The organism is Providencia sp. PROV080, assembly GCF_033688105.1.
Taxonomy (GTDB): Bacteria; Pseudomonadota; Gammaproteobacteria; order Enterobacterales; family Enterobacteriaceae; genus Providencia; species Providencia zhejiangensis.
The window spans coordinates 2117576-2143588 of the sequence record NZ_CP096346.1 but is presented as its reverse complement, the minus strand read 5'-3'; the positions used below and the strand labels follow the sequence as shown (position 1 = coordinate 2143588).

The 26013-nt window shown below is 42.2% G+C and carries 27 protein-coding genes and 1 pseudogene; 15 read left to right on the top strand and 13 right to left on the bottom strand.

Features of this window, described 5'->3' with window-relative positions; genetic code table 11:
- Nucleotides 1-5: 5 nt before the first annotated feature.
- The 4 genes from M1F03_RS09375 to M1F03_RS09360 form a co-directional block, all read right to left on the bottom strand.
- Nucleotides 6-458, bottom strand: a complete 453-nt coding sequence (locus M1F03_RS09375) for a DUF441 domain-containing protein (protein WP_154624981.1) — start codon at nucleotides 456-458, stop codon at nucleotides 6-8.
- 375 nt (nucleotides 459-833) lie between these two features.
- A complete protein-coding gene (locus tag M1F03_RS09370; protein WP_251464078.1) occupies nucleotides 834-1046 on the bottom strand; it encodes a hypothetical protein in 213 nt (70 codons plus the stop codon).
- A gap of 41 nt (nucleotides 1047-1087) precedes the next feature.
- Nucleotides 1088-1381 carry a hypothetical protein gene (locus M1F03_RS09365; RefSeq protein ID WP_318839913.1) on the bottom strand — a complete coding sequence of 98 codons (294 nt, stop codon included), beginning with the start codon at nucleotides 1379-1381 and terminating at the stop codon, nucleotides 1088-1090.
- A 9-nt stretch (nucleotides 1382-1390) separates the two neighbouring features.
- Nucleotides 1391-2281 (bottom strand): neutral zinc metallopeptidase, encoded by an 891-nt coding sequence (locus M1F03_RS09360; protein ID WP_154624984.1) that lies wholly within the window; start codon nucleotides 2279-2281, stop codon nucleotides 1391-1393.
- A 389-nt stretch (nucleotides 2282-2670) separates the two neighbouring features.
- Here M1F03_RS09360 and M1F03_RS09355 point away from each other — a divergent pair, with 389 nt between their 5' ends.
- From M1F03_RS09355 to M1F03_RS09330, 6 genes and pseudogenes are all read left to right on the top strand, one after another.
- A complete protein-coding gene (locus tag M1F03_RS09355; RefSeq protein WP_154624985.1) occupies nucleotides 2671-3114 on the top strand; it encodes a PPC domain-containing DNA-binding protein in 444 nt (147 codons plus the stop codon).
- 30 nt (nucleotides 3115-3144) lie between these two features.
- Nucleotides 3145-3726, top strand: coding sequence for an ECF transporter S component (locus tag M1F03_RS09350; protein WP_251464077.1), 582 nt, complete (start codon nucleotides 3145-3147; stop codon nucleotides 3724-3726).
- A 2-nt stretch (nucleotides 3727-3728) separates the two neighbouring features.
- Nucleotides 3729-4433 (top strand): energy-coupling factor transporter transmembrane component T, encoded by a 705-nt coding sequence (locus tag M1F03_RS09345; RefSeq protein WP_251464076.1) that lies wholly within the window; start codon nucleotides 3729-3731, stop codon nucleotides 4431-4433.
- Nucleotides 4424-5266: an energy-coupling factor ABC transporter ATP-binding protein gene (locus tag M1F03_RS09340; RefSeq protein WP_251464075.1), complete on the top strand. Its 843-nt coding sequence runs from the start codon at nucleotides 4424-4426 to the stop codon at nucleotides 5264-5266. Before M1F03_RS09345 ends, M1F03_RS09340 begins: the two co-directional genes overlap by 10 nt.
- A 70-nt stretch (nucleotides 5267-5336) precedes the next feature.
- Nucleotides 5337-6089 (top strand): annotated as a pseudogene (locus M1F03_RS09335) (energy-coupling factor ABC transporter ATP-binding protein); the annotation flags it as partial.
- Nucleotides 6090-6172: 83 nt separating this feature from the next.
- On the top strand, nucleotides 6173-6592 hold the full coding sequence (locus M1F03_RS09330; protein ID WP_251464073.1) for a hypothetical protein: 420 nt from the start codon (nucleotides 6173-6175) through the stop codon (nucleotides 6590-6592).
- Nucleotides 6593-6652: 60 nt separating this feature from the next.
- Here M1F03_RS09330 and purC read toward each other — a convergent pair whose 3' ends face one another.
- The 3 genes from purC to dapA form a co-directional block, all read right to left on the bottom strand.
- Nucleotides 6653-7366, bottom strand: coding sequence for a phosphoribosylaminoimidazolesuccinocarboxamide synthase (gene purC, locus M1F03_RS09325; RefSeq protein WP_154624991.1), 714 nt, complete (start codon nucleotides 7364-7366; stop codon nucleotides 6653-6655).
- A gap of 420 nt (nucleotides 7367-7786) precedes the next feature.
- Nucleotides 7787-8836, bottom strand: a complete 1050-nt coding sequence (gene bamC, locus M1F03_RS09320; RefSeq protein WP_154624992.1) for an outer membrane protein assembly factor BamC — start codon at nucleotides 8834-8836, stop codon at nucleotides 7787-7789.
- 16 nt (nucleotides 8837-8852) lie between these two features.
- Nucleotides 8853-9761: a 4-hydroxy-tetrahydrodipicolinate synthase gene (gene dapA, locus M1F03_RS09315; RefSeq protein ID WP_154624993.1), complete on the bottom strand. Its 909-nt coding sequence runs from the start codon at nucleotides 9759-9761 to the stop codon at nucleotides 8853-8855.
- A gap of 273 nt (nucleotides 9762-10034) precedes the next feature.
- Between dapA and M1F03_RS09310 the strand changes: the two genes are divergently transcribed.
- Nucleotides 10035-10592 carry a glycine cleavage system transcriptional repressor gene (locus M1F03_RS09310; protein WP_154624994.1) on the top strand — a complete coding sequence of 186 codons (558 nt, stop codon included), beginning with the start codon at nucleotides 10035-10037 and terminating at the stop codon, nucleotides 10590-10592.
- A 14-nt stretch (nucleotides 10593-10606) separates the two neighbouring features.
- Complete coding sequence (bcp, locus tag M1F03_RS09305) at nucleotides 10607-11077, top strand: thioredoxin-dependent thiol peroxidase (protein WP_154624995.1); 471 nt, start codon at nucleotides 10607-10609, stop codon at nucleotides 11075-11077.
- A gap of 393 nt (nucleotides 11078-11470) precedes the next feature.
- Here the strand turns inward: bcp and M1F03_RS09300 are convergent, their stop codons facing one another.
- A complete protein-coding gene (locus tag M1F03_RS09300; RefSeq protein WP_251464072.1) occupies nucleotides 11471-11992 on the bottom strand; it encodes an O-acetyl-ADP-ribose deacetylase in 522 nt (173 codons plus the stop codon).
- Between the two features lie 10 nt (nucleotides 11993-12002).
- Nucleotides 12003-13076, bottom strand: a complete 1074-nt coding sequence (locus tag M1F03_RS09295) for an AI-2E family transporter (protein WP_154624997.1) — start codon at nucleotides 13074-13076, stop codon at nucleotides 12003-12005.
- Nucleotides 13077-13214: 138 nt separating this feature from the next.
- On the opposite strand from M1F03_RS09295, the gene M1F03_RS09290 reads away from it, so the two are divergent.
- Complete coding sequence (locus tag M1F03_RS09290; protein WP_154624998.1) at nucleotides 13215-14678, top strand: tetratricopeptide repeat protein; 1464 nt, start codon at nucleotides 13215-13217, stop codon at nucleotides 14676-14678.
- A 13-nt stretch (nucleotides 14679-14691) separates the two neighbouring features.
- The gene (gene arsC / locus M1F03_RS09285) at nucleotides 14692-15048 is read left to right on the top strand and encodes an arsenate reductase (glutaredoxin) (RefSeq protein WP_154624999.1); all 357 of its coding nucleotides are present in this window, start codon (nucleotides 14692-14694) and stop codon (nucleotides 15046-15048) included.
- 48 nt (nucleotides 15049-15096) lie between these two features.
- Here the strand turns inward: arsC and M1F03_RS09280 are convergent, their stop codons facing one another.
- The 4 genes from M1F03_RS09280 to upp all read right to left on the bottom strand — a co-directional run bounded on the left by M1F03_RS09280 (nucleotide 15097) and on the right by upp (nucleotide 19331).
- Nucleotides 15097-16404, bottom strand: coding sequence for an IS4 family transposase (locus tag M1F03_RS09280; RefSeq protein WP_251465252.1), 1308 nt, complete (start codon nucleotides 16402-16404; stop codon nucleotides 15097-15099).
- A gap of 110 nt (nucleotides 16405-16514) precedes the next feature.
- Complete coding sequence (gene hda, locus M1F03_RS09275) at nucleotides 16515-17222, bottom strand: DnaA inactivator Hda (RefSeq protein WP_251465285.1); 708 nt, start codon at nucleotides 17220-17222, stop codon at nucleotides 16515-16517.
- A gap of 116 nt (nucleotides 17223-17338) precedes the next feature.
- Nucleotides 17339-18640, bottom strand: coding sequence for a uracil permease (gene uraA, locus M1F03_RS09270; protein WP_154625001.1), 1302 nt, complete (start codon nucleotides 18638-18640; stop codon nucleotides 17339-17341).
- 64 nt (nucleotides 18641-18704) lie between these two features.
- A complete protein-coding gene (upp, locus tag M1F03_RS09265) occupies nucleotides 18705-19331 on the bottom strand; it encodes a uracil phosphoribosyltransferase (RefSeq protein ID WP_154625002.1) in 627 nt (208 codons plus the stop codon).
- Nucleotides 19332-19769: 438 nt separating this feature from the next.
- On the opposite strand from upp, the gene purM reads away from it, so the two are divergent.
- From purM to ppx, 5 genes are all read left to right on the top strand, one after another.
- Nucleotides 19770-20810: a phosphoribosylformylglycinamidine cyclo-ligase gene (gene purM, locus M1F03_RS09260; protein WP_163861446.1), complete on the top strand. Its 1041-nt coding sequence runs from the start codon at nucleotides 19770-19772 to the stop codon at nucleotides 20808-20810.
- The gene (gene purN / locus M1F03_RS09255) at nucleotides 20810-21445 is read left to right on the top strand and encodes a phosphoribosylglycinamide formyltransferase (RefSeq protein ID WP_154625004.1); all 636 of its coding nucleotides are present in this window, start codon (nucleotides 20810-20812) and stop codon (nucleotides 21443-21445) included. The genes purM and purN overlap by 1 nt, the downstream gene beginning before the upstream one ends.
- A gap of 269 nt (nucleotides 21446-21714) precedes the next feature.
- Entirely contained in the window at nucleotides 21715-22302 is a 588-nt protein-coding gene (speG, locus tag M1F03_RS09250; protein WP_154625005.1) for a spermidine N1-acetyltransferase, read from the top strand.
- A gap of 54 nt (nucleotides 22303-22356) precedes the next feature.
- On the top strand, nucleotides 22357-24426 hold the full coding sequence (gene ppk1 / locus M1F03_RS09245; RefSeq protein ID WP_154625006.1) for a polyphosphate kinase 1: 2070 nt from the start codon (nucleotides 22357-22359) through the stop codon (nucleotides 24424-24426).
- A gap of 4 nt (nucleotides 24427-24430) precedes the next feature.
- Nucleotides 24431-25960: an exopolyphosphatase gene (gene ppx, locus M1F03_RS09240; protein ID WP_154625007.1), complete on the top strand. Its 1530-nt coding sequence runs from the start codon at nucleotides 24431-24433 to the stop codon at nucleotides 25958-25960.
- Nucleotides 25961-26013 lie beyond the last annotated feature (53 nt).

The window sequence follows — 26013 nt, the reverse complement described above, 5'->3', positions numbered from 1 at the left end:
CTTTGCTAAGATTTCCCAATCAACAATGATAATATCCCCGCGGCAATAAGAGGACCGACAGGCACACCACGAAATAGCGCCACGCCAATCACCGTACCCACTAATAAACCTGCCACTGTTGAGGGTTGATGTGACATTAATGTCACGCCTCGGCTACCTAGCCAAGAAACTAAAATCCCTATCACGATAGCCAGCAGTGATTTCCAGTTTAAAAAAGAACCTAATACATCTTGTGCAGAGATTTTACCGCTTGCAATAGGGGCCATAACGCCAATTGTTAAGATTAAAACCCCGATCGTTAAACCATATTTTTCTACCCAAGGGAAAAAATTATTTAAAGGCGTTATACGTACGACTAAAAGAAATAACATCGCTAGTGTCACTGTCATATTATGACTAATGATCCCAAGACCCGCTAAAACTAATAAAATTATCAAAGTAGGATCAACCTGACTCATATCATATTCCCTGTAAAAAACACTATTTTTTGCTTATAAGGATCGCTAAAAATAAAAAGTAACGCCTATGTTATTGGCTCCCCGAATAAGAATCAAACCTAAGCGTATATTATTATTGCCCAATATATGCCTGAAATAACGTTTTAACAGGCTCACCACCTATCGCTATCATTTTATTTTTGAAATTTAAGGACGTCAGTTCAGAGAGTAATCGCGTTTTTTATGATGGGAGTCATCGGCAATAAACACTGTGGCTTGTTTAGCAGCATCAATGTGCCCTTTCTCAATTTTATACGGATGTACATGCCAAAAAACACACTCGCAATCTTTTGGCACTATCCATTCGTTATTGGTGTTTTTATTTAATAATGTACCTTAGCATTGTGGCTGACTAACCTGCGACTTTAGGCCCCAAGCCTCTCCTCTAACGATGAGTTTTTGCTCATGACCGGTTTTAGGTAAATCAATAGAAAATGTTAACATCCCCTCAGATGAAAAATCTTGCATCGCATAATGCGTTTTCGCTAACGCATGATTCAATCCTATACATAAGCAAATAGCAGTTATCGTACACTTTAGCTGTGGCACTGAAACCTCTCTCAAGGGGGTTTTAATAATCCATTCAGTACTTAATATAAAGCGACTTCCCACTCTTCATAGGGGGGCTCCACATTAAAGGATGCATCACAATAACTGGGAATATAATCAGTTGCTCTTTTTTGTGCGTGAATAAAATTCAAAACTTCCCCTGCTTCATCAATTTCAAGGGTATTGATAAAAATAGCGTAGGCTTGTTCAATTGCACTGGGCTCTTCACCATAAAGAGATAAGTAATCAACCCCCTCAAGCATAACGTGTGAACCACTGGCCATAAAATAACTAAACGTCCTTATGGCGCTGCTAACACTTTCACTAAGTTTCATTCACTCCCCTTAAATGTTGTTTTTAGCCGAAAAGGTGTTACAACTGTTGATATCTCCCGTTTCAAACCCTTTTTTAAACCAAAAATAGCGTTGTTGAGACGTGCCATGCGTAAAGCTGTCAGGGATAACACGGCCTTGGCTTTGTTGTTGCAGCCTATCATCACCAATGGCTTGCGCGGCATTCAACGCCGATTGCAGATCCCCATCATCTAATATGCCTTCTTTGTCCATATTATGTCCCCAAACTCCCGCAAAACAGTCGGCCTGTAACTCAAGTTTGACAGATAGCTTATTGGCTTCTTTTGTGCTCATGCCTTGCTGTAATCGTCTCACCTGCTGCTCAATGCCTAATAAGTGTTGGACATGATGACCAATTTCATGAGCGACAACATACCCTTGTGCAAATTCACCACCCGCACCTAATTTAGTTTTCATGTCATTATAAAATGAGAGGTCGATATACACTTTACTGTCTGCTGGGCAATAAAATGGGCCCATAAAGGCTTTACCTTGACCACATGCTGTTGAGGTGCCGTTGCGATAAATAACGAGCTTTGGCTGCTGATACTGTTTACCTAATTTTTTGAATTCTGACTGCCATATGTCTTCAGTGGAAGCCAGCATCACTGACGTAAAATCTGCCAGCTGTTCTTCTTGTGGACTAATCGCTCTTTTTTGTGCTTGCTGAGATGATGGGTTACTAATAGGTTCACCTGTAATTAAACCTGTCAGGTCAACACCATAGTAACCGGCGACCACAATAACAATCAGGATCACAAGGCCACTTTTTCCGCGTAGAGGAATACGCATTCCACCACCAGTATTGCGATAATCACGAGGGGTATTTTCGGATCGTCTATCCTCGATATTGTTACTACGACGACGGTCTTGCCAACGCATCGTTACCTCCATAATGAGTTAATAAATTGTTAACCCGTAGTTTAAACCTAAAAATGGCATAACTTGATTAATTATTTTTATTTGCACATCGTCATTACACGCAAATAGATAAATGAGTCCACTGAATTAACACAGATATTCGCGATATTAACCTTACAAATAAAATGGTTATATTGCCTCTTAGACGTTTATTCTTTACTTAACATAAATTAAGCCTACTTTTAATCAAACGATCACGATAAAACAGTTTGTTGCTGATATCTCATTGATTGTTACTTACAATACCAGCAGATAAATATAAAATTATTATAATTAACTCTATCACTGCGTTTCTATTAATAGAAAAACCATATCATATTCAAATTATAAGTATATTTAGGATCATAAGCATGAATGCAGCTCGGCTTCCATCTTCTGGCGCGCGTTATTTCGCCCTTCGCTTGCAGCCAGACGATGATGTCATTCCAACATTACGTAATTTTATTCAACAAAATCAATTGAAAGCCGCTTTTATTGCGGGCTGTGTTGGTAGCTTAACCCAAGTTAATCTACGTTTTGCTGGAAGAGAAGAAACCCAGCAGATCATGGGTAAGTATGAAGTCGTTTCTCTGATCGGCACCTTAGATGCGACGAGTGAACATTTGCATTTAGCTATCTCAGATGAAAATGGTCATGTTCAAGGTGGGCATATGATGAACGGTTGTACCGTGAGAACAACCTTAGAATTAGTCATTGGAGAGTTAGATAACATCACCTTCACTCGAGAATATTGTCAATTATCCGGTTATGACGAACTCGTTGTTACCCCACGCCACAACCATCATGATAAATAACGGGTTAATCCACTAAGGATCGAAATTTCCATGTCTAAATCACCTATTCTTTCAAGTCGTACTTTGGTACTTATTGTTTTTTCAATCGCCATTAATATGTTAGGTGGACAAATCAGCTCCATGATTAAGCTGCCTATCTTTCTTGATTCGATCGGCACGTTGATCTGTGCATTGTTAGCCGGTCCATGGATTGCGGTATTAACAGGGTTATTAACCAATTTATTATGGGGATTGCTAAGTGGCCCTATTGCAGCGGCATTCGCACCCGTTGCTATGATGATAGGTCTTACTGCTGGTTTGCTCGCTCATGCAGGGCTATTCCGTACATTACCGCGCGTTATTCTGTCTGGCGTGATTATTACATTGGCGTTGATGCTAGTTGCCGTACCAATTCGTACCTACCTGTTTGCTGGCACAACGGGTAGCGGTGCGGATTTCTTTGTCGCTTATTTCCATGCTGTTGGGGAAAACTTACTTGAGTCTGTCGCTATTACTGTCTTAGGTGCCAATATCGCGGATAAAATTCTTTCTGCATTAATCGCTTGGTTGTTAGTACGCCGCTTACCGTTACGTGCACAACAGAATTTTCCGCATATGGCTCGAGTCAGATAAGTATGCACCCTTTTACGTCGCTAACATTATGGCTTTGGTTGAGTATCAGCGTAGTGCTGCTGCCGTTTGGCTGGCCATTAATCACAATCAGTTTAGCCAGCTTCGCTGCTTTGCTGATTTGGCGACAGGCTCGCTATCGTTGGCGGTTTGTGTGTTGGTTTATGCTACCAATGGCGTGTGGCTTATGGTTGATCCATGGCGGATGGCTAGCCTATTGGCTGACTGGTGAATTTACAACAACACCCCAGCAACAAAAAGCGCTTACTTTATGGTTTCAACTATTCGCCATTATGAGTAGCGCACAGCTGTGGTTACAATACGTACCAACTGAAAAATTTATTCGAGCACTGTTCGCCAGCCGATTGCCCAGCAGCTTTTCATATTTATTCGCTGGGCCATTACTCTTTTTGGAACAATTACGTCAGCAATTAGCGAGCATTAAGGAAGCTCAGCTCGCAAGAGGCGTTCCCCTTGATGGTCATCTTTGGCAACGATTGATTTCATTACCTGCTTTATTATTGCCTCTCATGACTCAAACATTGAGTGAGATGTCAATTCGTGGCGCGGCATTAGATATGCGAGGCTTTCGTTCTGTCAGTCATCGCACAACTCTAGATGCCCCTAAAGACAGTACGATGCAAAGTATTTTCCGTTATAGCCTTCTAATGGTCATTGTCATTGAAGGAGGGATCCGCTGGTGGTGGTAAATTTACAGCAATTGGTTTTCATACCTAGCAATACCGAGTTTTCTCCTCTCGGACCTGTCGATATCCAATTGTCCGCAGGTCAGTGGCTTGCGGTATTTGGTGGTAATGGTAGTGGCAAAAGCACGTTAGCTCAGCTTCTTTGCGGTTGGTTTCCTGAGCTGCTCACAGGCAAGCTTGACGGTGTCGCTGAAGTCTTATCACAACCAATATCGAATAACCATTTGGCTGCACTCAGTAGTCAAAGGCAGTTGGTTCAACAAGCACCACAACTTCAATTATCAGGATGTGGATTTAGCGTAGAACAAGAAATTGCCTTTGGCCCTGAAAACCTTGGATTACCTGAAGAACAAATTAGACAACGAGTCAATGACGCTATGCGGTTAACTCATAGTGAGAGACTTCGTGACCGCCACCCAAACTCTTTATCAGGAGGAGAAGCGCAACGTGTTGTGATTGCCTGTGCCCTTGCAATGCAACCTAAACTGCTCTTATTGGATGAAGCCTTCAGTCGTTTAACGCCAAAAGCCACACAAACCATGTTACTCAACTTAAAACAGTATTCTCAGCAAACAGGTTGCAGTGTGATTTTATTCGAACGTAACCTGCTTCCTGCGATCAGCTTTTGTGAACAATTAATGTTATTAGCGCATGGCAAGGTGATTGCTAGCCATGACAAAATGCGTGTTTTTACTGCGGCGCAACCGACTATTAATATGCCTGATGCTTGGCGTGTTTTGGGTCACTTAATGAATCAAAACCATTGGCAAGCCGCACTCCCAACTGACGATAACGCTTTGCTGAATGCCTTTAAGGATTACCATGATAGTCGTTGATAACCTAGAATACCGTTGGCCTAATGCCATGCATGCGACGATCTCTCAATTGACACTCACGATAAATACTGGTGAAAGTGTTGCACTCGTGGGGGATAATGGCGCTGGCAAATCAACACTATTGCGGCTTGTTGCAGGATTATTACGTCCAACACAAGGACAAATTCAGGTTAATTGTCACAAGCTTTCAGCGCTCAACGCCATGCAACGAGCCAATCAAATTGGTATTTTATTTCAAGAAGTTGAAAAGCAAATCTTTCATAGTCGTGTGAAAGATGAAGTTGCCTTTGGGCTTCGTCGTCAGAAATTATCTCAACAAGAGATTAATGAACGCACCCTAAAAACACTGAAAAGTGTTCATCTGCAAGATGTGGCAGATAGCCACCCTCTCGATTTAAACGCGGGTCAACGACGAATGGTTGCCGTCGCCTGTTTGAGTGCTGTTGCCCCTAAAATTCTCTTATTAGACGAACCTACTCGTGACTTTGATGCATGTTGGTTGAGCCGTTTTGAACAGTGGCTCGCCTTACAGCAATCGATGGGAACAACAATACTTGCCATTAGCCATGATCTTGATTTTGTCGCACGTAATTTTAAGCGAGCTATCCACTTATCTGCGGGAACCGTGATTGCTGATGGTCCTCCGGAACATACGTTATGCCACCCTGATTTACAATCTGATTCGGTCTTACCCGCCCCAACACTTTATTCATTGAGCAATGCACTTGGTCTTGAACGAGAAAACGATCCTAAATGTTGGGCTAACAAATTTATTGCCAAGTCATCGACATTTATCGGTACTCACGTGATTTCGATTAATTAAACGACGCCAATATCCATAAACTGTCCACGCTGGCTAGCCTAAAAATAATAGCTTTATTCCCACTCAATAAGACGGAGAACATTATGCACACGATTAAAGCTATCTATGTAATATTTATTCTAGCATTTTCCCTTGTGGGCTATGCTTCAACAAACCCATTAACGGCTATCACCGCTGGCATGACGCCACAACAAGTGGTCTCTATTATGGGATCCCCTGCTGACTCAGCGACACAGCAAGATGCCACTCTACTGCTCTATACAAAACATTTTACAATGACGTCTTCCTCCTCCTTCACCGTCCAACATTTTATTTTTATTGATAATAAACTAGTAGAGTATGGTGAAAAGAATGAAAAAATGCGCCAGACGGCCTTTACACACCACCCAGCGGCTGAGCAGCTAAAATTATGGCTATCCGAACAAGGTAAACCCGTTAACCTATCAGCGACAGCGGGCTGCCAACGGTTAAATCAACAATCTAATTGCACGAATCAACAATAAATCCCCAAAAAAAAGTCGCTCTTATATGAGCGACTTTTTAGTGACGGCTTTAATTGTTCATTAATCGAGTTCTACGCCAATACGACGAGCCACCTCTTCATAAGCTTCAATCAAACCACCAAGGCTTTGACGGAAACGGTCTTTATCCATTTTATTTAAGGTTGCTTTATCCCATAAACGGCTACCATCTGGAGAGAACTCATCGCCGAGAACCACTTGACCTTTAAATAAGCCAAATTCAAGTTTAAAATCAACCAAGATCAACCCTGCATCGGCGAAAATCTTTGATAATACTTCATTCGCTTTATAACTTAAGCGCTTCATTTCCGCCAAGTTTTCTTTGTTTACCCAGCCAAAAGTTTCACAATAGGACTCATTAACCATTGGGTCATGTTTTGCATCATCTTTTAAGAATAAGTCAAACAGTGGCGGGTTTAACACCATCCCTTCTTCAACACCAAGACGTTTAACCAAAGAACCGGCTGCTCGGTTGCGAATAACACACTCTACCGGCACCATATCCAATTTTTTGACTAGTGCTTCAGTATCAGAAAGCAGCGCTTCCATTTGCGTTGGGATACCGGCTTCTTCCAGTTTGCTCATAATAAAATGGTTAAACTTATTGTTTACCATCCCTTTACGCTCGAACTGCTCGATTCGCTCTCCATCGAGTGCTGATGTATCATTACGGAATTCCAGAATTAAAAGGTCAGGATCCTCAGTGGTATAGACCGTTTTCGCCTTACCACGATACAACTCAGCTTTCTTTTGCATCTTACACACTCCAGAGATGGGATTATTCAATTAGGATATCAACCTGCAAAATGACACCCGCAGATTCAGATAAGTAACCGCAGAAGGGGTTAAATCTGCTCTCTACCGTTACTTATCTGCTCTGTTTTGATAAGTGATTGAATAAATGCATCTAATTCTCTAACTAACTGATATTAAATATTTTATCTACCTCACCTATTTATGATAATAAAATTCACGTGTAGACGCAAACGATTACTTAAGCTTAAACACTGGTTTTTTGTCCATTGACAGCGAATTTTAAAATTCAGGTTTTAAAGAAGTCATCAAGGTGGCTCTTTTTATGCCGTTGACCATGACGAGAGTTAAGACAGGATTGTGAGTTATAAAAAAAGCCGTGACCCAATATCGCTGGATCACGGCTTGATAAGTCAGAAAAAATTACTTATTACCCACTTTACTGAAAGCGGCTTTCAAGGCAGCAACCATATCATCATTTTGTTTCTGAGTTAATGGTACACCTTTGGTGTTGATAAACTGTAGGCTACTACGGTTATTCAAATCACCCACTTGAATTTTATAATCTGCTTCAGGAATGGAAGGATCATCAATACCTAAATTCTGCCATTCGGAACTACTTAGCCCCTTATAGGTGACCATAACAGAACCATTTGAACGGCTACGGTCACCCACCTTCATACCAACGCTTTCGAGAGTACGTGGCAAACGTTCCCAAACTGCATCAAATGGCGCACGTACGATAACCACAGGTAAACCTGTAGAATCACTACCTGATTGAACATCAATGATGCCATAAGCACTTTGAATGCTGTTTTTATTCGAGGTATCACGGAGTGCGTACAGGCTCTCAGTTAATTCATTCAACAATAATTTATTGTAACGCTGAATTTCGGCCTGATCGTTAATCGACTCGGTACCTTGGCGCAAGCCTAAGTTGGTGACAGTCAATGCGATCATCCCGCCTTGCGGCTGAACAGTCACTTTATGACGACTTTCTAACGGAACATCTTCGTCTGCACGTTCCCATTTCACCCAATCGGTTTCAATCGCGTGCGAACCATCATCCTTAGAAGAAACAGGAATATTACGTTGTTCCAAAATCATTGCGACTTGTGACCAAAGCGCACTATTTTCAGGTGTATTCTCAAGCAACAAACGGCTTGCTTCAGCGCTATCTTCAGTACGTGAACCCGCGAGTTGCGAGATAGACAATACTGGAGGGCGAATATCAAGTGCTTTACCTACTGGGCCCGATGAGGTGACTTTAGGGATTTCATATTCACCATTTTGCAATGGTAATGTCATTCCCTGAGGTATATTTAACACTTTCAATGGCGCGGCATCGAGATAGTCTTCGTTACCGCTGACCTGACGTTTATAGCGCTGATCGCTGGAGCAGGCTGCCAGTAACACAACGAGTGACAGGCCAGCAACCTTCATAACCTTCGATTTTTGCAATAGTGTTGCCATTAAAATTCCCTAAATTTTACAGTAACCCAGCGAGTTTCAGGGCTTCTTCCACTTTTTGTTGACCGGCTGCGGTTAACGGTGTCATTGGTAACCGTAATGTATCGTCAGCAATCAAGCCAAGGCGGTGGCAGCCCCACTTCGCTGGAATTGGATTAGGCTCAACAAATAACTGATGATGCAAACCCATCAGACGTTTGTTTAATTCACGAGCCTCAGTATATTTGCCCGCAAGCGCTAAGTCACACATTTTTACCATTTGTGCGGCAGCAACGTTAGCAGTAACAGAAATAACGCCCTGACCGCCCAACTGCATGAAGTCAAGTGCGGTTGCATCATCACCAGTGAGCAGAACAAAATCGTCATTAACCAGTTCTTTGATTTGATGAACCCTTGCTAAGTTCCCTGTCGCCTCTTTAATTGACACAATATTCGCCAATTTAGCTAAGCGCCCCACTGTTTCTGGTAATAAATCACATCCTGTGCGTGATGGTACATTATAGAGAATTTGAGGCAAGCTCGTGTTTTCTGAAATTGCTTTAAAGTGTTGATATAAGCCTTCTTGTGAAGGTCTATTGTAATACGGTGTCACTGTCAGGCAGGCAACCACTCCGGAATGTTCAAACTCTCTTGTCAACGAGATAGCTTCTGCGGTCGCGTTCGCCCCTGCTCCAGCAATAATAGGAATACGCCCATCGGCAAGTTCCAACGTGGTGTGAACGACTTCAACATGTTCTTTATGCGTTAAGGTTGCCGACTCACCTGTGGTCCCAACAGAGACAATGGCGGAGGTACCGCTCTCAACATGGTAATCAACCAATTTTTTCAAGCTTTGCTTATCCAAACGCCCATTTGAATCCATTGGTGTAATTACTGCAACAATACTGCCAGTTAAAAACGCTTTATAGTTTGTGTTTGAATGAGACATAGCTATACCCCCTAAATAGTTTAGTCTCCATGGTACTTTTTCATTTGAAAGAAGAAAACCACCCAACCACAGGTTTTTAATGAATTTTGTTAATACCGCCATGAATAACTTAAACAGAAGTAATAATTCTCGATCATTCTTCGCAAGAGTGAATCTGCCTACTTGGCAGATTCTCATTTTTATGGTTTCCTTACCGATATCAACAAGCAGATTTTATGCTTGGAATCTTGAAGCTAAAAAGTGGATCTGCCAATTAAAAATAAGGAACAGACTTTGCCTAAGACAGAACAGCAATTTCTTGTGATTACTGCGCTAGGAACCGATCGTCCGGGCATTGTGAATACTATTACACGTCTTGTGAGCGAGTGTGATTGCAATATTGAAGACAGCCGATTAGCCATGTTTGGTAAGGAATTTACCTTTATTATGATGCTTTCCGGTAGTTGGAACGCGATAGCCCAAATTGAAGCTATTCTACCGCTGAAAGGGGCCGAACTTGATCTGTTGATTGTGATGAAGCGTACACAAAGTGTACAAACAACCGATTATCCATCAACAGTCACAGTGAACGTTATGGTTGATGATGCACCGCGTATCGTAGAACAATTTACGAATTTATTCACAACTCAACAATGTAATATCGCGGAGCTTGTGTCAAAAACACAACCCGCAAACAATGGCATGCCGGCTCAGCTCGAAATTCAAATTACAGCGCATCATCCATTGGATGATAATGGCATAATTATAAAGAATAAATTTCAACAACTATGTACAATACTCAATGCAAAAGGCAACATAAGCATTGTTAATAATCCTAAAATGCAGAGTTAACGGAGATATATGTAATGAACCCATTGAAAGCCGGTGATAAGGCGCCTCAATTTAGCCTTCCTGACCAAGATGGTGAAATCATCAATCTTTCAGATTATCAGGGTCAACGCGTATTAGTTTACTTCTACCCTAAGGCCATGACCCCAGGATGTACAGTCCAAGCATGTGGTCTGCGTGACGAAATGGATACACTTAGACAAAAGGGTGTTGAAGTTTTAGGCATTAGCACAGATAAACCCGAAAAATTGTCTCGTTTCGCTGAAAAAGAAATGTTGAACTTCACACTGCTCTCAGATGAAGATCATCAAGTTTGTGAACAATTTGGTGTTTGGGGTGAAAAACAGTTCATGGGGAAAACTTATGATGGCATCCATCGTATTAGTTTCCTTGTTGATGCAAATGGAACTATTGAACATGTATTCGATAATTTCAAAACCAGCAATCACCATGAAATTGTTCTCGAATACATAAATAGTCACGCTTAATATTTTACCTGATAGGGTTGTTAAGCTTTACACAACCCTCTCTTCTTTCTCCAGCAACCTTAATCCTACCGCGCAAAAGACAGGACAATCAAAAACTAACGATGATTGTTCATCTGAACAGTACCAACACCTCTATTCTTCGCTGAACGCGAAACAAAGATAGAGACAACTTATTGCTATGATATTCAAATTCATCCCATTCATGTTCCGGCATTATCGACAGAGAGGACAAGACAATGAATCTCGATGAATAGCCAACCAAACAACAAAAATAAACTGGTTACTGCTCCCGTTGGAGCAATAACCTCGTCAGCAAGCGTAACTCGATATAGGTTAATCTAAGCCAGATTGAACCGATAAAATCATGAACAATAACGCTTCCACAATCCTGTTTTATTGTTGCAGTTGCTGTTGATATAAATGGTAATTTTCTGCATCGAAGCACATGAAAATGACTTTCATCGGCAACGCATGAGCGGCAAGGTAATTTACGACGGTTTCGCAAGCAACCTGTGCAGCTAATGCCTTAGGAAAACCATAGATCCCAGTGCTAATATTGGGAAATGCGATGGTCGCGACCTTATACTGGCTGGCCAATTGTAAACAGGATAAATACGCATTTGCTAATACCTGTGTTTCACCGTATGTTCCGTCTTGCCATACCGGCCCTACCGTATGAATAACATATTTAGCAGGCAAACGACCCGCTGTCGTTATAACTGCATGCCCAGGTTTACACCCTCCCTGTTTAGCTCTAATTTGGCGGCATTCATCAAGAATTGCACTGCCTCCAGCACGGTGAATAGCGCCATCGACGCCACCACCGCCTAATAAAGAACTATTCGCTGCATTCACGATAGCATCGACGGTAACTTTAGTGATATCACCTTGTTGTAACTCGATATTAGCCAGCATTGTCGCCCCTTCACTCCAGTTTAGCTTGGTTTTCCGTTGTTTCTTCAGGCCAGACGTTAATCACCGCTTTGATCAATGTGGCTAACGGTATCGCAAAAAATACGCCCCAAAAACCCCATAATCCCCCAAAAATCACTACCGATAATATAATCACAAGCGGATGAAGATTCACGGCCTCAGAAAAGAGTAGCGGAACGAATAAATTACTGTCTAACCCTTGAATAACAAGGTAAACAATGATTAGCGACCAAAAATCACTGCCGATCCCCCATTGAAACAACGCCACAAGAACCACTGGGATGGTTACCGCCACGGCACCAATGTAAGGGATCAATACCGACACCCCGACCAGTACCGATAATAACACCGAATAACGCAAGTCAAAGTAAGCGAATCCCGCATAGGTACAAACGCCAACAATGATCATCTCAGTGACTTTACCACGTAAATAGTTGGTAATTTGTTGGTTCATTTCTATCCATACTTTCCCCACCAATAAACGGTTTCGTGGAAGGACTTTTTGGACACTATTAATGATTTTTTGTTTATCTTTTAATAAGAAAAATGTCATTAGAGGCACAAGAACGGTATAAATAGCTAAAGTAAATACACCGATTAAAGAAGCCACCGACATTTTCACGACGGATTCCGCCATCCCTGACAAACGACCACGTAAATTATCAGCCATCATATCAATGATACCCGCGTCAACTAAAGCCGGATATCGTTCAGGTAAGGTTTGTGCGAATTCGTTAAAACGATTTACCATATTTGGCAAATCCCCTACCAGATTAATCCCTTGTTGCCATGCCGTTGGTGCAATAATTAAAATGACCATGGCACTAATTCCCGCAAACAAGGTCAAAATAATCGTAACCGCAACAACACGAGAGCAACCAATACGCTCAAGTAAATGTGTCGGCCATTCAAGTAAGTAAGCTAAGGCGATAGCGACCAACAACGGAGCTAATATATTGCTAAAGAAAAAGATGATACAGAAGCCAACAATGAGCAACGTAAACAACGCAACAGCCTGAGGATCAGCAAAGCGTCGCCGATACCATTGTAATAGCATTTCCAACATATATAGCTCCTTGGGAAGTGATGCTTTAAAGACAGTTCCTAAATTAGCGAAAATTATACCAATTAACAGACATTTCGATAGCTTTTGCTATCATGGATTAAGCTGAAAATTAATCGTTGTACGGGATGCAATTTTTTCATGAATAAAAAACTGAAAAATCCACTTCTAGTTTTATTGATAGCAGCGTGCGTCAACGGCGCGACATTCCCCGCATACAGTGCCGTTGAGGACACGCTTCCTGACATCGGTACGACCGCTGGCGGTACGCTGAGTATCAACCAAGAAATTATTATGGGTGATGCGATCACGCGCCAAATTCGTGCAAGTACCCCGTTGATATATGACCCTCTCCTCAATCAATACATCAATAAGCTCGGTATGCGATTAGTCAAAAATGCGGATTCCGTTAGAACACCTTTTAAGTTCTATTTAGTGAATAATCCGAACATTAACGCTTATGCCTACTTTGGTGGTAATGTCGTATTGCATTCAGCACTCTTTCGTTACAGCCAAAACGAGAGTCAACTTGCCTCTGTGATGGCTCACGAAATCTCTCACGTGACGCAACGCCACCTTGCACGTATGATGGAAGACCAAAAAAGTACCACACCGCTTGCTATAGCTGGCACTATTGGTTCACTCTTATTGGTCATGGCAAACCCACAAGCCGGATTTGCGGCCTTAACAGGAACAATGGCCGGCGTTCAGCAAGGTATGATCAGCTTTACTCAAGCTAACGAGCAAGAAGCAGACCGCATCGGCTTACAAACACTAAGACGCGCAGGCTTTGACCCTCATGCTATGGCTGACTTTATGCAAACCATGTCAGACCAAACTCGTTACATGTCAAAGCCACCTGAAATACTGTTAACGCACCCATTACCCGATAGCCGTTTAGCGGATGCGCGTAACCGCTCTAATCAGTACCCCAAACTCACCGTACCGTCTTCCGATGATTTTATGTATGCACGAGTGCGTATCTTATCAATGTATACAGCGGGACAACAGCATGCCCTTGACCAAATTCTTGAAAATTATAGTCAAGGCACGGCGCAAGAACGCATGGCCGCGGACTACGGTAAAGCATTAAAATTATCACAAGATAAAAAATATGCTGAGGCAACTAAAATCATGGCGAGTTTGCTGGAAAAACAACCCGATAACCCATGGTTTATCGATAGTATGACCGATTTAGATATTGAACAACGTCGTTCATCCCAAGCCGTGACCCGCTTACAAAACGCATTGAAAAAATCGCCTAATAACCCTGTATTACAAATTAACCTTGCCAATGCGTTAATTAATAATAAACAGTACCAAAATGCGAGTTCTTTGCTGAATAAATATACATTCAATAATCCTGACGACCCAAATGGGTGGGATCTATTAGCAGAAACGTCCGCCAAACAAGGCAAACGGAATGAAGAGCTGGCCGCCTATGCGGAAGGAATGGCATTACGGGGTAACTATGATAATGCGATCAATTATCTTAGCGAAGCCAGCCGTAAAAGTCGTTTAGGCAGCTATGAACAGCAACGCTATGATGCACGTATTGATGAATTAAGAAAGTTACAATTAAGAGACAGTAAAGCCAAACCGTAAGGAAATGATGACCATGACGGACACAATAACCATTTATCATAATCCACGTTGTTCTAAAAGCCGTGAGACCCTAGCCCTATTAGAATCCAATGGGGTTACACCGACTATCGTCGAATACTTGAAAAATCCGCCTAGTGTTTCTCAACTAAAACAATTGTTAAAGGCGTTAGGCTTTGCAGATGCTCGCCAACTCATGCGCACGAAAGAAGAGTGCTATAAAACGCTAAATTTAGGGGAAACCACTTTAACGCAAGAACAACTCATTCAAGCCATGCATGAAAACCCAAAACTGATTGAGCGCCCTATTGTTGTCAAAGGCAAACAGGCAAAACTAGGACGTCCCCCCGAGCAAGTCCTTGAGCTTTTATAAGGATACAAAAAAGGCAGCTAAGAGGCTTAATGCTTGTCAGTTAAGTCATTAATATCGCCGTAACGGGTATCGTTGCGGCTTTTTCTTTACCGCCCTAGGGTAATGCCTTTGTCGTCGACTCGGTAGAACAAAACTTCTAGCCATTGCCAATATCCCATTAATGAATTTTGGTATGTTTCCCGGAGCAACCGCGGGAAGCAGGCTCAGTTGGGCACTCAGGTATATCGCAGTTTGTTTAAATCCCATCTGATAGGGCTCTGTATCTTTCAAGCTGTATGCCATCTGAGCCATCATAAACCGCAGTAAGTTATACGCGAGTACCATTCCCCATAACTCTTGATTTACTAAGACGGGCTTTTTGCTCCTCAATGTGAGTTCATTATTCAACATATGCTGCTTCATTTCTCTGAAGCCATGTTCTATTTCCCAACGATGCCCATACAGGTCGACAATATCGGCGTTGGGGTATCGAAGTGGATCACTCATTGATGTTAATATCTGAACCCTCTTCCCATTCACGTCTTTTGTTATCAATCGAGCTCTCAATATCATTGGAGCGTTAGTCCATTTTTTGCGTGCTTGAGGGGATAGACGTAATTCAACTAACTCATCTCCGGAGCCGAGTTTCTCTACGACTAGGTACTGTGAGCCTTTACGTAATGGGAGCATCCAGTGTTTCTCTACGCCAGAGGACTGCCAATGGTGAAGTAACCCCAGAGCATAAAATCCTTTATCAAAAATGGTCAGAGAACTATCCGGGGTTTGCTCTGTCAATTTGGCAGCAAGGCCAATTTCGCTCACCTCGGAAACGCTACCAAAATGTGCGCCCGAAATCAGATGGCTTGTGATCTCCATCTGGCAAACCATGCGAAGTTGCGGCCAATCAGAACGTGAGTGTTCATTGGCTGTTCGCCCAAATACGGCATCATTTTCAGGGGTATCTGGTGTACGCCATAATGTGCCATCGACAGCCATTAGGGTTAATCCGTTCCAGTGTGATAATGGCAGTTTATCAAGCCAGAGCTGACTTGTTTTCTCAAATACTTTACGGACTGCATCTTCCCCTAGCCGTTGACGTGCCTGAACAACGGCACTTGGTGCAACGAAAGGCCGGTTACCTGGTAAAACAATGTCTAAATGAGAAACGAGTTGCGCCATGGAAAGAGAACGAAAAAGGGACATTCCTGTTACAGCCCATACCATCATTTCCATCGGAAGACGGCGTTTTCTTATCGTAACAACCCCAGCATCCACGAGACATTCATCAATAAGTTCAGCGGAAAGGAGGTCCGAAAGGGCTGTAAATTCTGTTGGAGAGAAAGCCTGAACAGTCTCGAGTGCTTGGCTAAGTAACATAAAAAAATCCGTAATTTTTGGAATGATTACGGATTTTTGCAGAACTGTAGGATCGTTCAACTCATTATTTAGTTCTTAACTGATCGGCATTAAGCTAAGAGGCTGCCTTTTTATAACTGGAGGATATCTTTGACAAAAGGAATTGTCAGTTTACGTTGTGCAACAATTGATGCATGGTCCAGTTTGTTCAAAATATCAAATAACGTCCCCATTTTTCTGTCTAGACGTTTTAACACAAAGCGACATACATCTTCTGGTAATTCAAAACCACGCATCCTAGCTCGTAGCTGCAACGCACAGATTTTGTCTTCATCACTCAGTGGATGCAGTTTATAAATTTGCCCCCAATCTAGACGAGAGGCTAAGTCAGGAAGAGAAAGTTCAATTTGCCTTGGTGGCCTATCACCCGTGATCAACAAGCAGGTACGACCGATTTCTAAAATACGGTTATACAAATTAAAAATCGCCATTTCCCATTCAGGATCACCCGCAATACACTGAATGTTATCGATACAAACCAAAGAAAGGTGTTCCATACCTTCCAAAACTTCAGGAACAAAATAGGCACGTTTATCGAGTGGTACATACCCTACCGCCATATTTTGTTCGGAAAGTTCAGCGCAAGCGGCATGCAATAGATGGCTTTTTCCTCCACCTTCACGAGACCAGTAATAAATATAGCTACCGTGGGGTTGATTAATGGCGAGTTTAATCGCAGACAACAACGCTTCATTTTCGCCTGCATAAAAGCTAGCAAACGTTTCATCATCAGGTAGATAGAGTGGTAGTGAAAGTTGCGATGGCGTGTTCAGAAGCACCTCTGGCTGTGCAAAACAATTAACAGTAGAAAGTTTACCATAAATTTCAAGCATAAATGAACAAGAAGAAACTCAATTGCCGATGCTTTCATCACATCGGCAATTGCAGAATGCTTTTATTTCTTAGACTGGTGAGTCTCTATTTCTTCAAGGTCTGACGTTACAAATTGTTTTTCAGGACGCACAAAAGTAATAAAACGGAATACTAAAGCCATCACAATACCAACAATTGTTGCTAAGGCCATGCCTTTCAGTTCCGCTTGACCGATATGGATCACCGCCCCACTGACACCAATGATTAAGATGACAGAGGTTAGGATTAAGTTTTGCGGTTTATTATAATCAACCTTCGAGTCAATAAGAACACGAATACCGGACGCACCAATGACACCATAAAGTAATAATGAAACCCCACCCATGACAGGTACTGGCACTAACTGAATCGCAGCGGCTAATTTACCTACACACGAAAGCAAAATAGCAATCACAGCCGCACCACCGATAACCCACGTACTGTAAACCTTAGTAATTGCCATGACCCCGATATTTTCACCATACGTGGTATTCGGTGTTGAGCCAAAAAAGCCAGAAATGACAGTAGAAAAACCATTTGCAAACATAGAACGGTGCAAACCAGGATTTTTCATTAAATCACGCTCAACAATATTTGCCGTCACAACTAAGTGACCGACGTGCTCAGCAATGACAACTAACGCAGCAGGTAAGATAGTTAAGATAGCGAACCATTCAAAACGTGGTGTATAAAAAGTCGGTATTGCAAACCATGGCGCTTCAATAACAGGTGTAAAATCCACGATCCCCATAAAATAAGACAACGCATATCCCGCCAAGAAACCAATTAAGATAGGAATAATGGATAAAAAGCCGCGGAAGACAACAGCACACAACACGGTCACCACCAGTGTGGTAATCGAAATGATTAAGGTACTTGAATCGACTGGAGCGCCTTCTTTAGGCAACAAACCCGCCATTCCCGCGGCTGTTTGTGCTAATTCGAGGCCGATAACCGCAACAATGGCGCCCATTGCCGCGGGTGGAAACATGACATTTATCCAACCTCGACCCGCAACTTTGACAATTAACGCCACAATACAGAATAAGACACCACAAATAATAAAGCCGCCTAATGCCAATTCATAACCAAGAGGTAGCAAAATCATCACGGGTGAAATAAAAGCGAAACTGGAACCTAAATACGCAGGGATCTTCCCTTTACAGATAAATAGATAAAGTAAGGTGCCAATACCGTTAAACAACAAAATCGTTGCTGGGTTAACACCAAACAAAATAGGTACAATCACTGTCGCGCCAAACATGGCAAATAAATGTTGAAAACTTAGCGGTATGGTTTGTAGTAGTGGTGGCCTTTCTTCAACACTAATCGCACGACGTGTCATTTTTTCATCCCCTTAATGCATTTTTATCATCAAAAAAAAGCCGACTTCTAAAGTCGGCTAATTATTATTTAGTACCAAATATCTTATCGCCAGCATCACCTAGCCCAGGAACAATATAACCATGTTCATTTAGGTATTGATCAATGGACGCGGTATAGAGCTCGACATCTGGGTGAGCTTCTTCAAGTGCTTTAATCCCTTCAGGTGCTGCAACCAGCACTAATACTTTAATTGATTTACAGCCCGCATTTTTCAACAGGTCGATCGTGGCGATCATTGACCCACCCGTTGCCAGCATTGGGTCAACCACCAAAGCCATACGCTCATCAATATTGGAAACTAATTTTTGGAAGTAAGAGACAGGTTTAAAGGTTTCTTCATCACGATACACACCGACAACACTGATTCGAGCGCTTGGAATACTTTCTAGAACGCCATTCATCATGCCGATACCTGCACGGAGAATAGGTACAACAGTGATTTTTTTCCCTTTAATTTGCTCTATTTCTACAGGACCACACCAACCTTCAATGGTAACTCTCTCAGTTTCTAGGTCAGCGGTTGCTTCATAAGTTAGTAGGCTACCAACCTCTGAGGCCAGTTCACGAAAGCGTTTGGTGCTTATATCATGATCTCGCATCAGGCCGAGTTTATGTTTAACGAGAGGGTGTTTTACCTCAACGATCTTCATGGAATTCTCCTACTATTTTAGACGTCAGCGCACAAAAAAATCGCGGGATTATACCTCTTTTTATGGAAGATGCCACTATGCCATGTTTGATTGATGTCAAAACAATCAGAAATAGCTTATTTTTAAACTCACCATTTCACTCAATATGCCAATAGCACATTCCACTACCTTGAACCGAATAACCGCATGCATGCAATGAAATATATTCAATAAAATCACAATGTAAAATTATAGATGCTCAATCGCATTTTACCTTATGTAAACGGTATAAATATTTGCAACAAGCATTCCCCCATAAACACTAAAGCTTCATTTCGCTACGATAAAAAACACGATGATGATTTCATTCATAAAGCTATCGCAAACGTTTGCTTAGCCTGTTAGAATAGCGTTTATTGAAGTCTATTTTTCCAAAACACAATTGCCTTGGGGGCCGTAGTGACTGATAAAACCTCTCTCAGCTATAAAGATGCCGGTGTTGACATTGATGCAGGTAATGCATTGGTTGAACGTATTAAAGGCGTAGTGAAAGAAACTCGCCGACCAGAAGTTATGGGAGGATTGGGAGGGTTTGGTGCGTTATGTTCCCTGCCACAAAAATACCGGGAACCTGTGTTAGTTTCAGGTACAGATGGCGTTGGTACTAAACTGCGCCTTGCAATGGATTTAAAACGCCACGACACGATCGGCATCGACTTGGTCGCTATGTGCGTTAATGACTTAATTGTACAAGGTGCCGAACCGCTATTTTTCTTAGATTATTACGCAACAGGCAAGCTGGATGTTGATACCGCAGCAAGTGTGATCACAGGTATCGCAGAAGGTTGTAAACAATCAGGTTGTGCCCTTGTCGGGGGAGAGACCGCGGAAATGCCCGGTATGTACCACGGTGAAGACTATGATGTTGCTGGATTCTGCGTTGGTGTTGTTGAACGTTCCGAGATCATTGATGGTAGCAAGGTTAGTGCCGGTGATGCACTGATCGCATTAGCATCAAGTGGCCCCCACTCTAATGGTTACTCATTAGTACGTAAAATTCTTGAAGTGAGTCAAACCGACCCAGAATCAACAGACCTTGAAGGTCAATCACTGGCTGACCACCTATTAGCACCAACACGTATTTATGTAAAAAACGTCCTTGAGCTGATTGAAAAATGTGATATCCACGCAATCGCACACATCACTGGCGGTGGTTTCTGGGAAAATATTCCTCGTGTATTGCCTGAAAATACACAAGCACAAATTGATAAAGCGAGTTGGCAATGGCCTGCGGTATTCAATTGGTTACAAAAAGCAGGCAGTGTGACAGATCACGAAATGTATCGCACCTTTAACTGTGGTGTCGGCATTATTATTGCCTTGCCACAAAATGACGTTGATGCGGCACTCACGCTGCTCAACGGTTTAGGTGAAAAAGCATGGCAAATCGGTTCTATTGCTCAGCTTCCTGCGGGTGAAGAACAGGTTGTTATCCGCTAATGAAAAAAATTGTTGTTCTTATTTCAGGCAGCGGCAGTAATTTACAATCGCTGATTGATGCGACGTCCAATGGCCTTCAGGCGCAGATAGTGGCTGTCATCAGTAATCAACCCGATGCTTATGGGTTGATTCGTGCACAAAAGGCAGGGATCCCTGCCTTAACGCTAAGTGCAAAATCATTGGCAAGTCGTGAAGAATATGACGCTGCATTGATGGCAATGATGGATGGATATCAGCCTGATTTAGTGGTGCTTGCTGGGTTCATGCGCATCTTAACGGCGGACTTCGTGAAACATTACGCGGGAAAAATGCTGAATATTCACCCTTCTCTATTACCGAAGTACCCCGGATTACATACCCACCGCAAGGCAATAGAGAACGGCGATAGCGAACATGGGACTTCCGTGCATTTTGTCACTGAAGAGCTAGACGGCGGTCCTGTGATATTACAAGCCAAAGTGCCTATTTTTGCAGAGGATAGTGAAGAAGCGGTTGTAGAGCGAGTGAAAGCGCAAGAGCACAATATTTATCCACTTGTTGTGCAATGGTTTATCGATGACCGTTTAGTCATGAAAGATAACCTTGCTTATTTAGATGGTCAATGTTTACCACCACAAGGCTATGCAAATGAATAGCCTAATCACTGTCCAACGCTAGACCATGACATTCACTAAGGGCAAAGAGAGATCTCTGCCCTTTTTGTTGGATAAGCCACTCTATCCGCGACAAAGTGCATTAATCTTCACCACTTAGTAGAGCCTCCTGCTTTGTGTCATTATTTTATCGTAAATTAGTGGTATCCTTATTGATTAAGAGTGAAAATAATTCGTGGCATTTATTTGTCTTTATGACTTAAAAATATCGATAGTAGATGCGTATCTTTTAAATAGAATTGAGGTGTTATATGACGACCGGGCAAGTTCATCCGTTTAGGTTGCGCCCACTTGAACGTGAAGATTTAGCGTTTATCCATCAACTTGATAATAATGCCAGTGTAATGCGTTACTGGTTTGAAGAGCCTTATGAAGCTTTCGTTGAGTTGAGTGATCTCTATGATAAACATATTCATGACCAATCTGAGCGGCGCTTTATTGTTGAAAATGACAGTGAAAAAGTTGGCTTAGTGGAATTGGTTGAAATCGATTATGTTCACCGTCGTTCTGAGTTTCAGATTATCATTGCTCCGAGCCACCAAGGCCATGGCTACGCAACACGTGCAGCTAAACTCGCAATGGACTATGCTTTCTCTGTTCTCAATTTATATAAACTTTACCTCATCGTGGATAAAGAAAATATCAAAGCTATCCACATATACAATAAACTGGGCTTCCATACGGAAGGCGAGCTTATCGATGAGTTTTTCGTCAATGGTCGCTATCATACCGCGATCCGCATGTGTATTTTTCAACACCAATACTTTGCAAGCAAAGCTCAGTCTGCAAACCCTGAAAGTGTTGTTAATCCACATGCCACAATTAAGCAGCACGTTTAAGGTAAGGTAATTATTCATCCTTAAGTTTATCTATTCCTACAATATGGAGCAACGATGTCCCAAGAACGTCTATACCACGAAAAAGAGCTAAGCTGGCTTGCTTTTAACGAACGGGTTTTACAAGAAGCAGCAGATAAGCGAAACCCTCTTATCGAGCGTATGCGTTTTTTAGGTATTTATTCCAATAACTTAGATGAATTCTACAAAGTCCGTTTTGCCGATGTAAAACGTCGTATCTTAATTAACGAAGAGCGCGGCTCCGCCAGCGGCGCTCGTCATTTACTTAAACGTATTCAAAATAAAGTTGCTAAGCAGGATCAAGAGTTCGATATTTTGTACAACGACCTCTTGCTTGAAATGGCTCGCAACCAAATTTTCTTAATTAACGAACGGCAAATATCCCCTCGCCAACAAATTTGGTTACGCCAATATTTTCGTCAACACTTGCGTCAACATATTACGCCAATCTTGATTAATCCCGATACTAACTTGGTGGAGTTCTTAAAAGATGACTACACCTACTTAGCTGTTGAGATTATTAATAGCAGTAATGTGCAATATGCTCTCTTAGAAATTCCGTCAGATAAAGTTCCTCGGTTTGTTAATCTGCCACCCGAAATGCCAAAACGCCGCAAATCGATGGTTCTGATTGATAATATTTTACGTTACACCTTGGATGAAATTTTTAAAGGATTCTTTGATTACGACGAATTAAATGCGTATTCCATGAAAATGACCCGTGATGCGGAATATGATATCGCGACAGAAATGGAATCAAGTTTACTTGAAATCATGTCATCAACACTCAAACAGCGGCTCACGGCTGAGCCTGTGCGTTTCGTCTATCAGCGTGATATGCCTGACGAAATGGTCGCTGTACTACGTGAAAAATTAGGTTTATCGAATGACGACTCCGTGATCGCTGGCGGCCGTTATCACAATTTTAAAGATTTTATTAATTTCCCTAATGAAGGAAATAAAAGTCTACTCAATAAACCTTTGCCTCGGCTGCGCCACCGCTGGTTTGACAATTTCCGTAACGGCTTTGATGCCATTCGCGAACGGGATGTTTTGCTCTACTACCCTTATTATACTTTTGAGCACACATTAGAACTGTTAAGACAAGCTTCTTTTGACCCGAGTGTCTTATCAATAAAAATTAATATTTATCGTGTTGCCAAAGACTCACGCATTATTGATTCCATGATCCATGCGGCCCATAACGGTAAAAAAGTCACGGTGGTGGTTGAGTTACAAGCCCGCTTTGACGAAGAAGCCAATATTCATTGGGCCAAGCGACTCACAGAGGCTGGGGTACACGTTATCTTCTCGGCTCCTGGCCTAAAAATTCATGCCAAGCTATTTATTATTTCACGCATGGAAGAAGGTCAAATTATTCGATATGCCCATATCGGAACAGGTAACTTCAATGAAAAGACGGCTCGTCTTTATACCGACTATTCATTACTCACTGCGAACGAGCAAATTACCAATGAAGTTCGCCGCGTGTTTAGTTTTATTGAAAACCCATACCGTCCTGTCACTTTTGACAATTTAATGGTTTCACCACAAAACACACGCCTCAAGCTCAATGAACTCATTGACCAAGAAATGGCGAATGCCCAAGCCGGTTTACCAAGCGGCATTACGTTAAAAATCAATAATTTGGTTGATAAAGAGCTGACCGACAAGTTGTATGACGCCTCCAATGCTGGCGTCAAAATTCGTTTATTAGTCAGAGGGATGTGCTCACTCGTTGCTGGGCAACCTGGGTATAGTGAAAATATTCAAGTCACCAGTATTGTTGATCGCTTTTTAGAGCATGACCGTGTTTATGTATTTACGAATGCAGGTGATGAAAAAGTCTTCATTTCATCGGCTGACTGGATGACCCGTAATATTGATTATCGGATTGAGGTGGCCGTCCTCCTAGTGGACAGTCGACTGAAACAGCTAGTTTTAGATATCCTTGAATTACAATTTAACGATACCGTTAAGGCGCGTTATGTTGACAAAGATCTCAGTAATCATTATGTTCCCCGCGGTAATAAGCGCAAAATTCGGGCGCAACTTGCTGTTTATGACTATTTGAAATCACTAGAAACGCCTGAGACAAGGTCTTAATACTATGCCATTAACTGATATATCAACCCCTAGGCCTCAAGAGATCGCAGCGATTGACCTTGGTTCAAACAGCTTTCATATGGTGATTGCGCGTATTGTTAACGGTGCTCTACAAATACTGACGCGTTTAAAACAACGCGTGCATCTTGCCGATGGTTTAAGTGATACAAATGAACTGAGTGAAGAAGCCATGGAACGGGGCCTTGCCTGCCTTGCGTTATTTGCAGAACGCCTACAAGGCTTTACGGAAGAAAACGTCTGTATCGTAGGCACCCACTCTTTACGTGTTGCCACAAACGTTGAAGAGTTTTTGAAACGAGCCAAAAAAATCATCCCTTATCCAATTGAAATCATTTCTGGGCAAGAAGAAGCGCGTCTTATTTTTATGGGGGTAGAACACACCCAGCCCGAAAAAGGACGCAAATTGGTTATTGACATTGGAGGCGGTTCTACTGAATTAGTGGTAGGTGAACGTTTTGAACCTCTTTTAATCGATAGCCGTCGAATGGGTTGTGTGAGCTTTGCGCGAAATTACTTCCCAAATGAAGTCATTAGTTCAGAAAACTTCAATCGCGCCTATCTCACGGCTTGTTTAAAGCTTGAGCAGACCGCCAACAAGTTTAAACATATGCACTGGGATGTCGCAATGGGTGCTTCAGGGACAATCAAAGCAGTACATGCTGTGATTGTCGAGATGGGCGAACGTGACGGTATTATTACCCGCGAACGGCTCGAAAAGATTAAGCAAATGGCGCTGAAGTATAAAACTTTTTCAGCTGTTGCAATCCCTGGTCTCTCGACTGAGCGCAAACACGTGTTTGTTCCTGGCTTAGCGATACTCTGTGCTGTTTTTGATTCATTAGATATTAAAGAGTTACGGCTTTCCGATGGGGCGCTACGTGAAGGTGTACTTTATGAAATGGAAGGACGTTTTCGCCATCAAGATATCCGCCAACGTACGGCCTTGAGCCTTGCAGAACACTATAATATAGATAGAGAGCAGGCGCGGCGCGTGTTAAAGACGATGGAGGAGCTATATCATCAGTGGGCTCAGCAAAATCCCAAGTTAGCCAATCCGCAACTTGAATCCATTTTAATTTGGGCTGTGATGCTGCATGAAGTAGGCCTACACATTAATCAGAGTGGTCTACATCGCCATTCCGCTTATATTCTACAAAATACCAATTTACCGGGGTTTAACCAAGAACAGCAAACTCTATTAGCGACGCTTGTACGTAACCACCGACGTGTGATTAAATTCGATGATATACCTAAGTTTAATTTATATAAAAGAAAACAATTTTTACCATTGATACAAATTTTACGGTTATCCATACTATTAAATAACCAAAGACAATCCACAACCATCCCATCATCATTACGCTTAGAAACCGATGATGGACACTGGACACTATACCTACCTGCTCAGTATTTGTCGCAAAATGCTTTGATGCAGCTTGATCTCGAAAAAGAGAGCGCTTACTGGGAGGATGTGCCCGGCTGGAAATTAGATATACGCGAAGAATCTAATTAGTATGACGACCGTGAATACTGTCTCCCTAAGATAGGGTTCTAGTTAGTTTTACG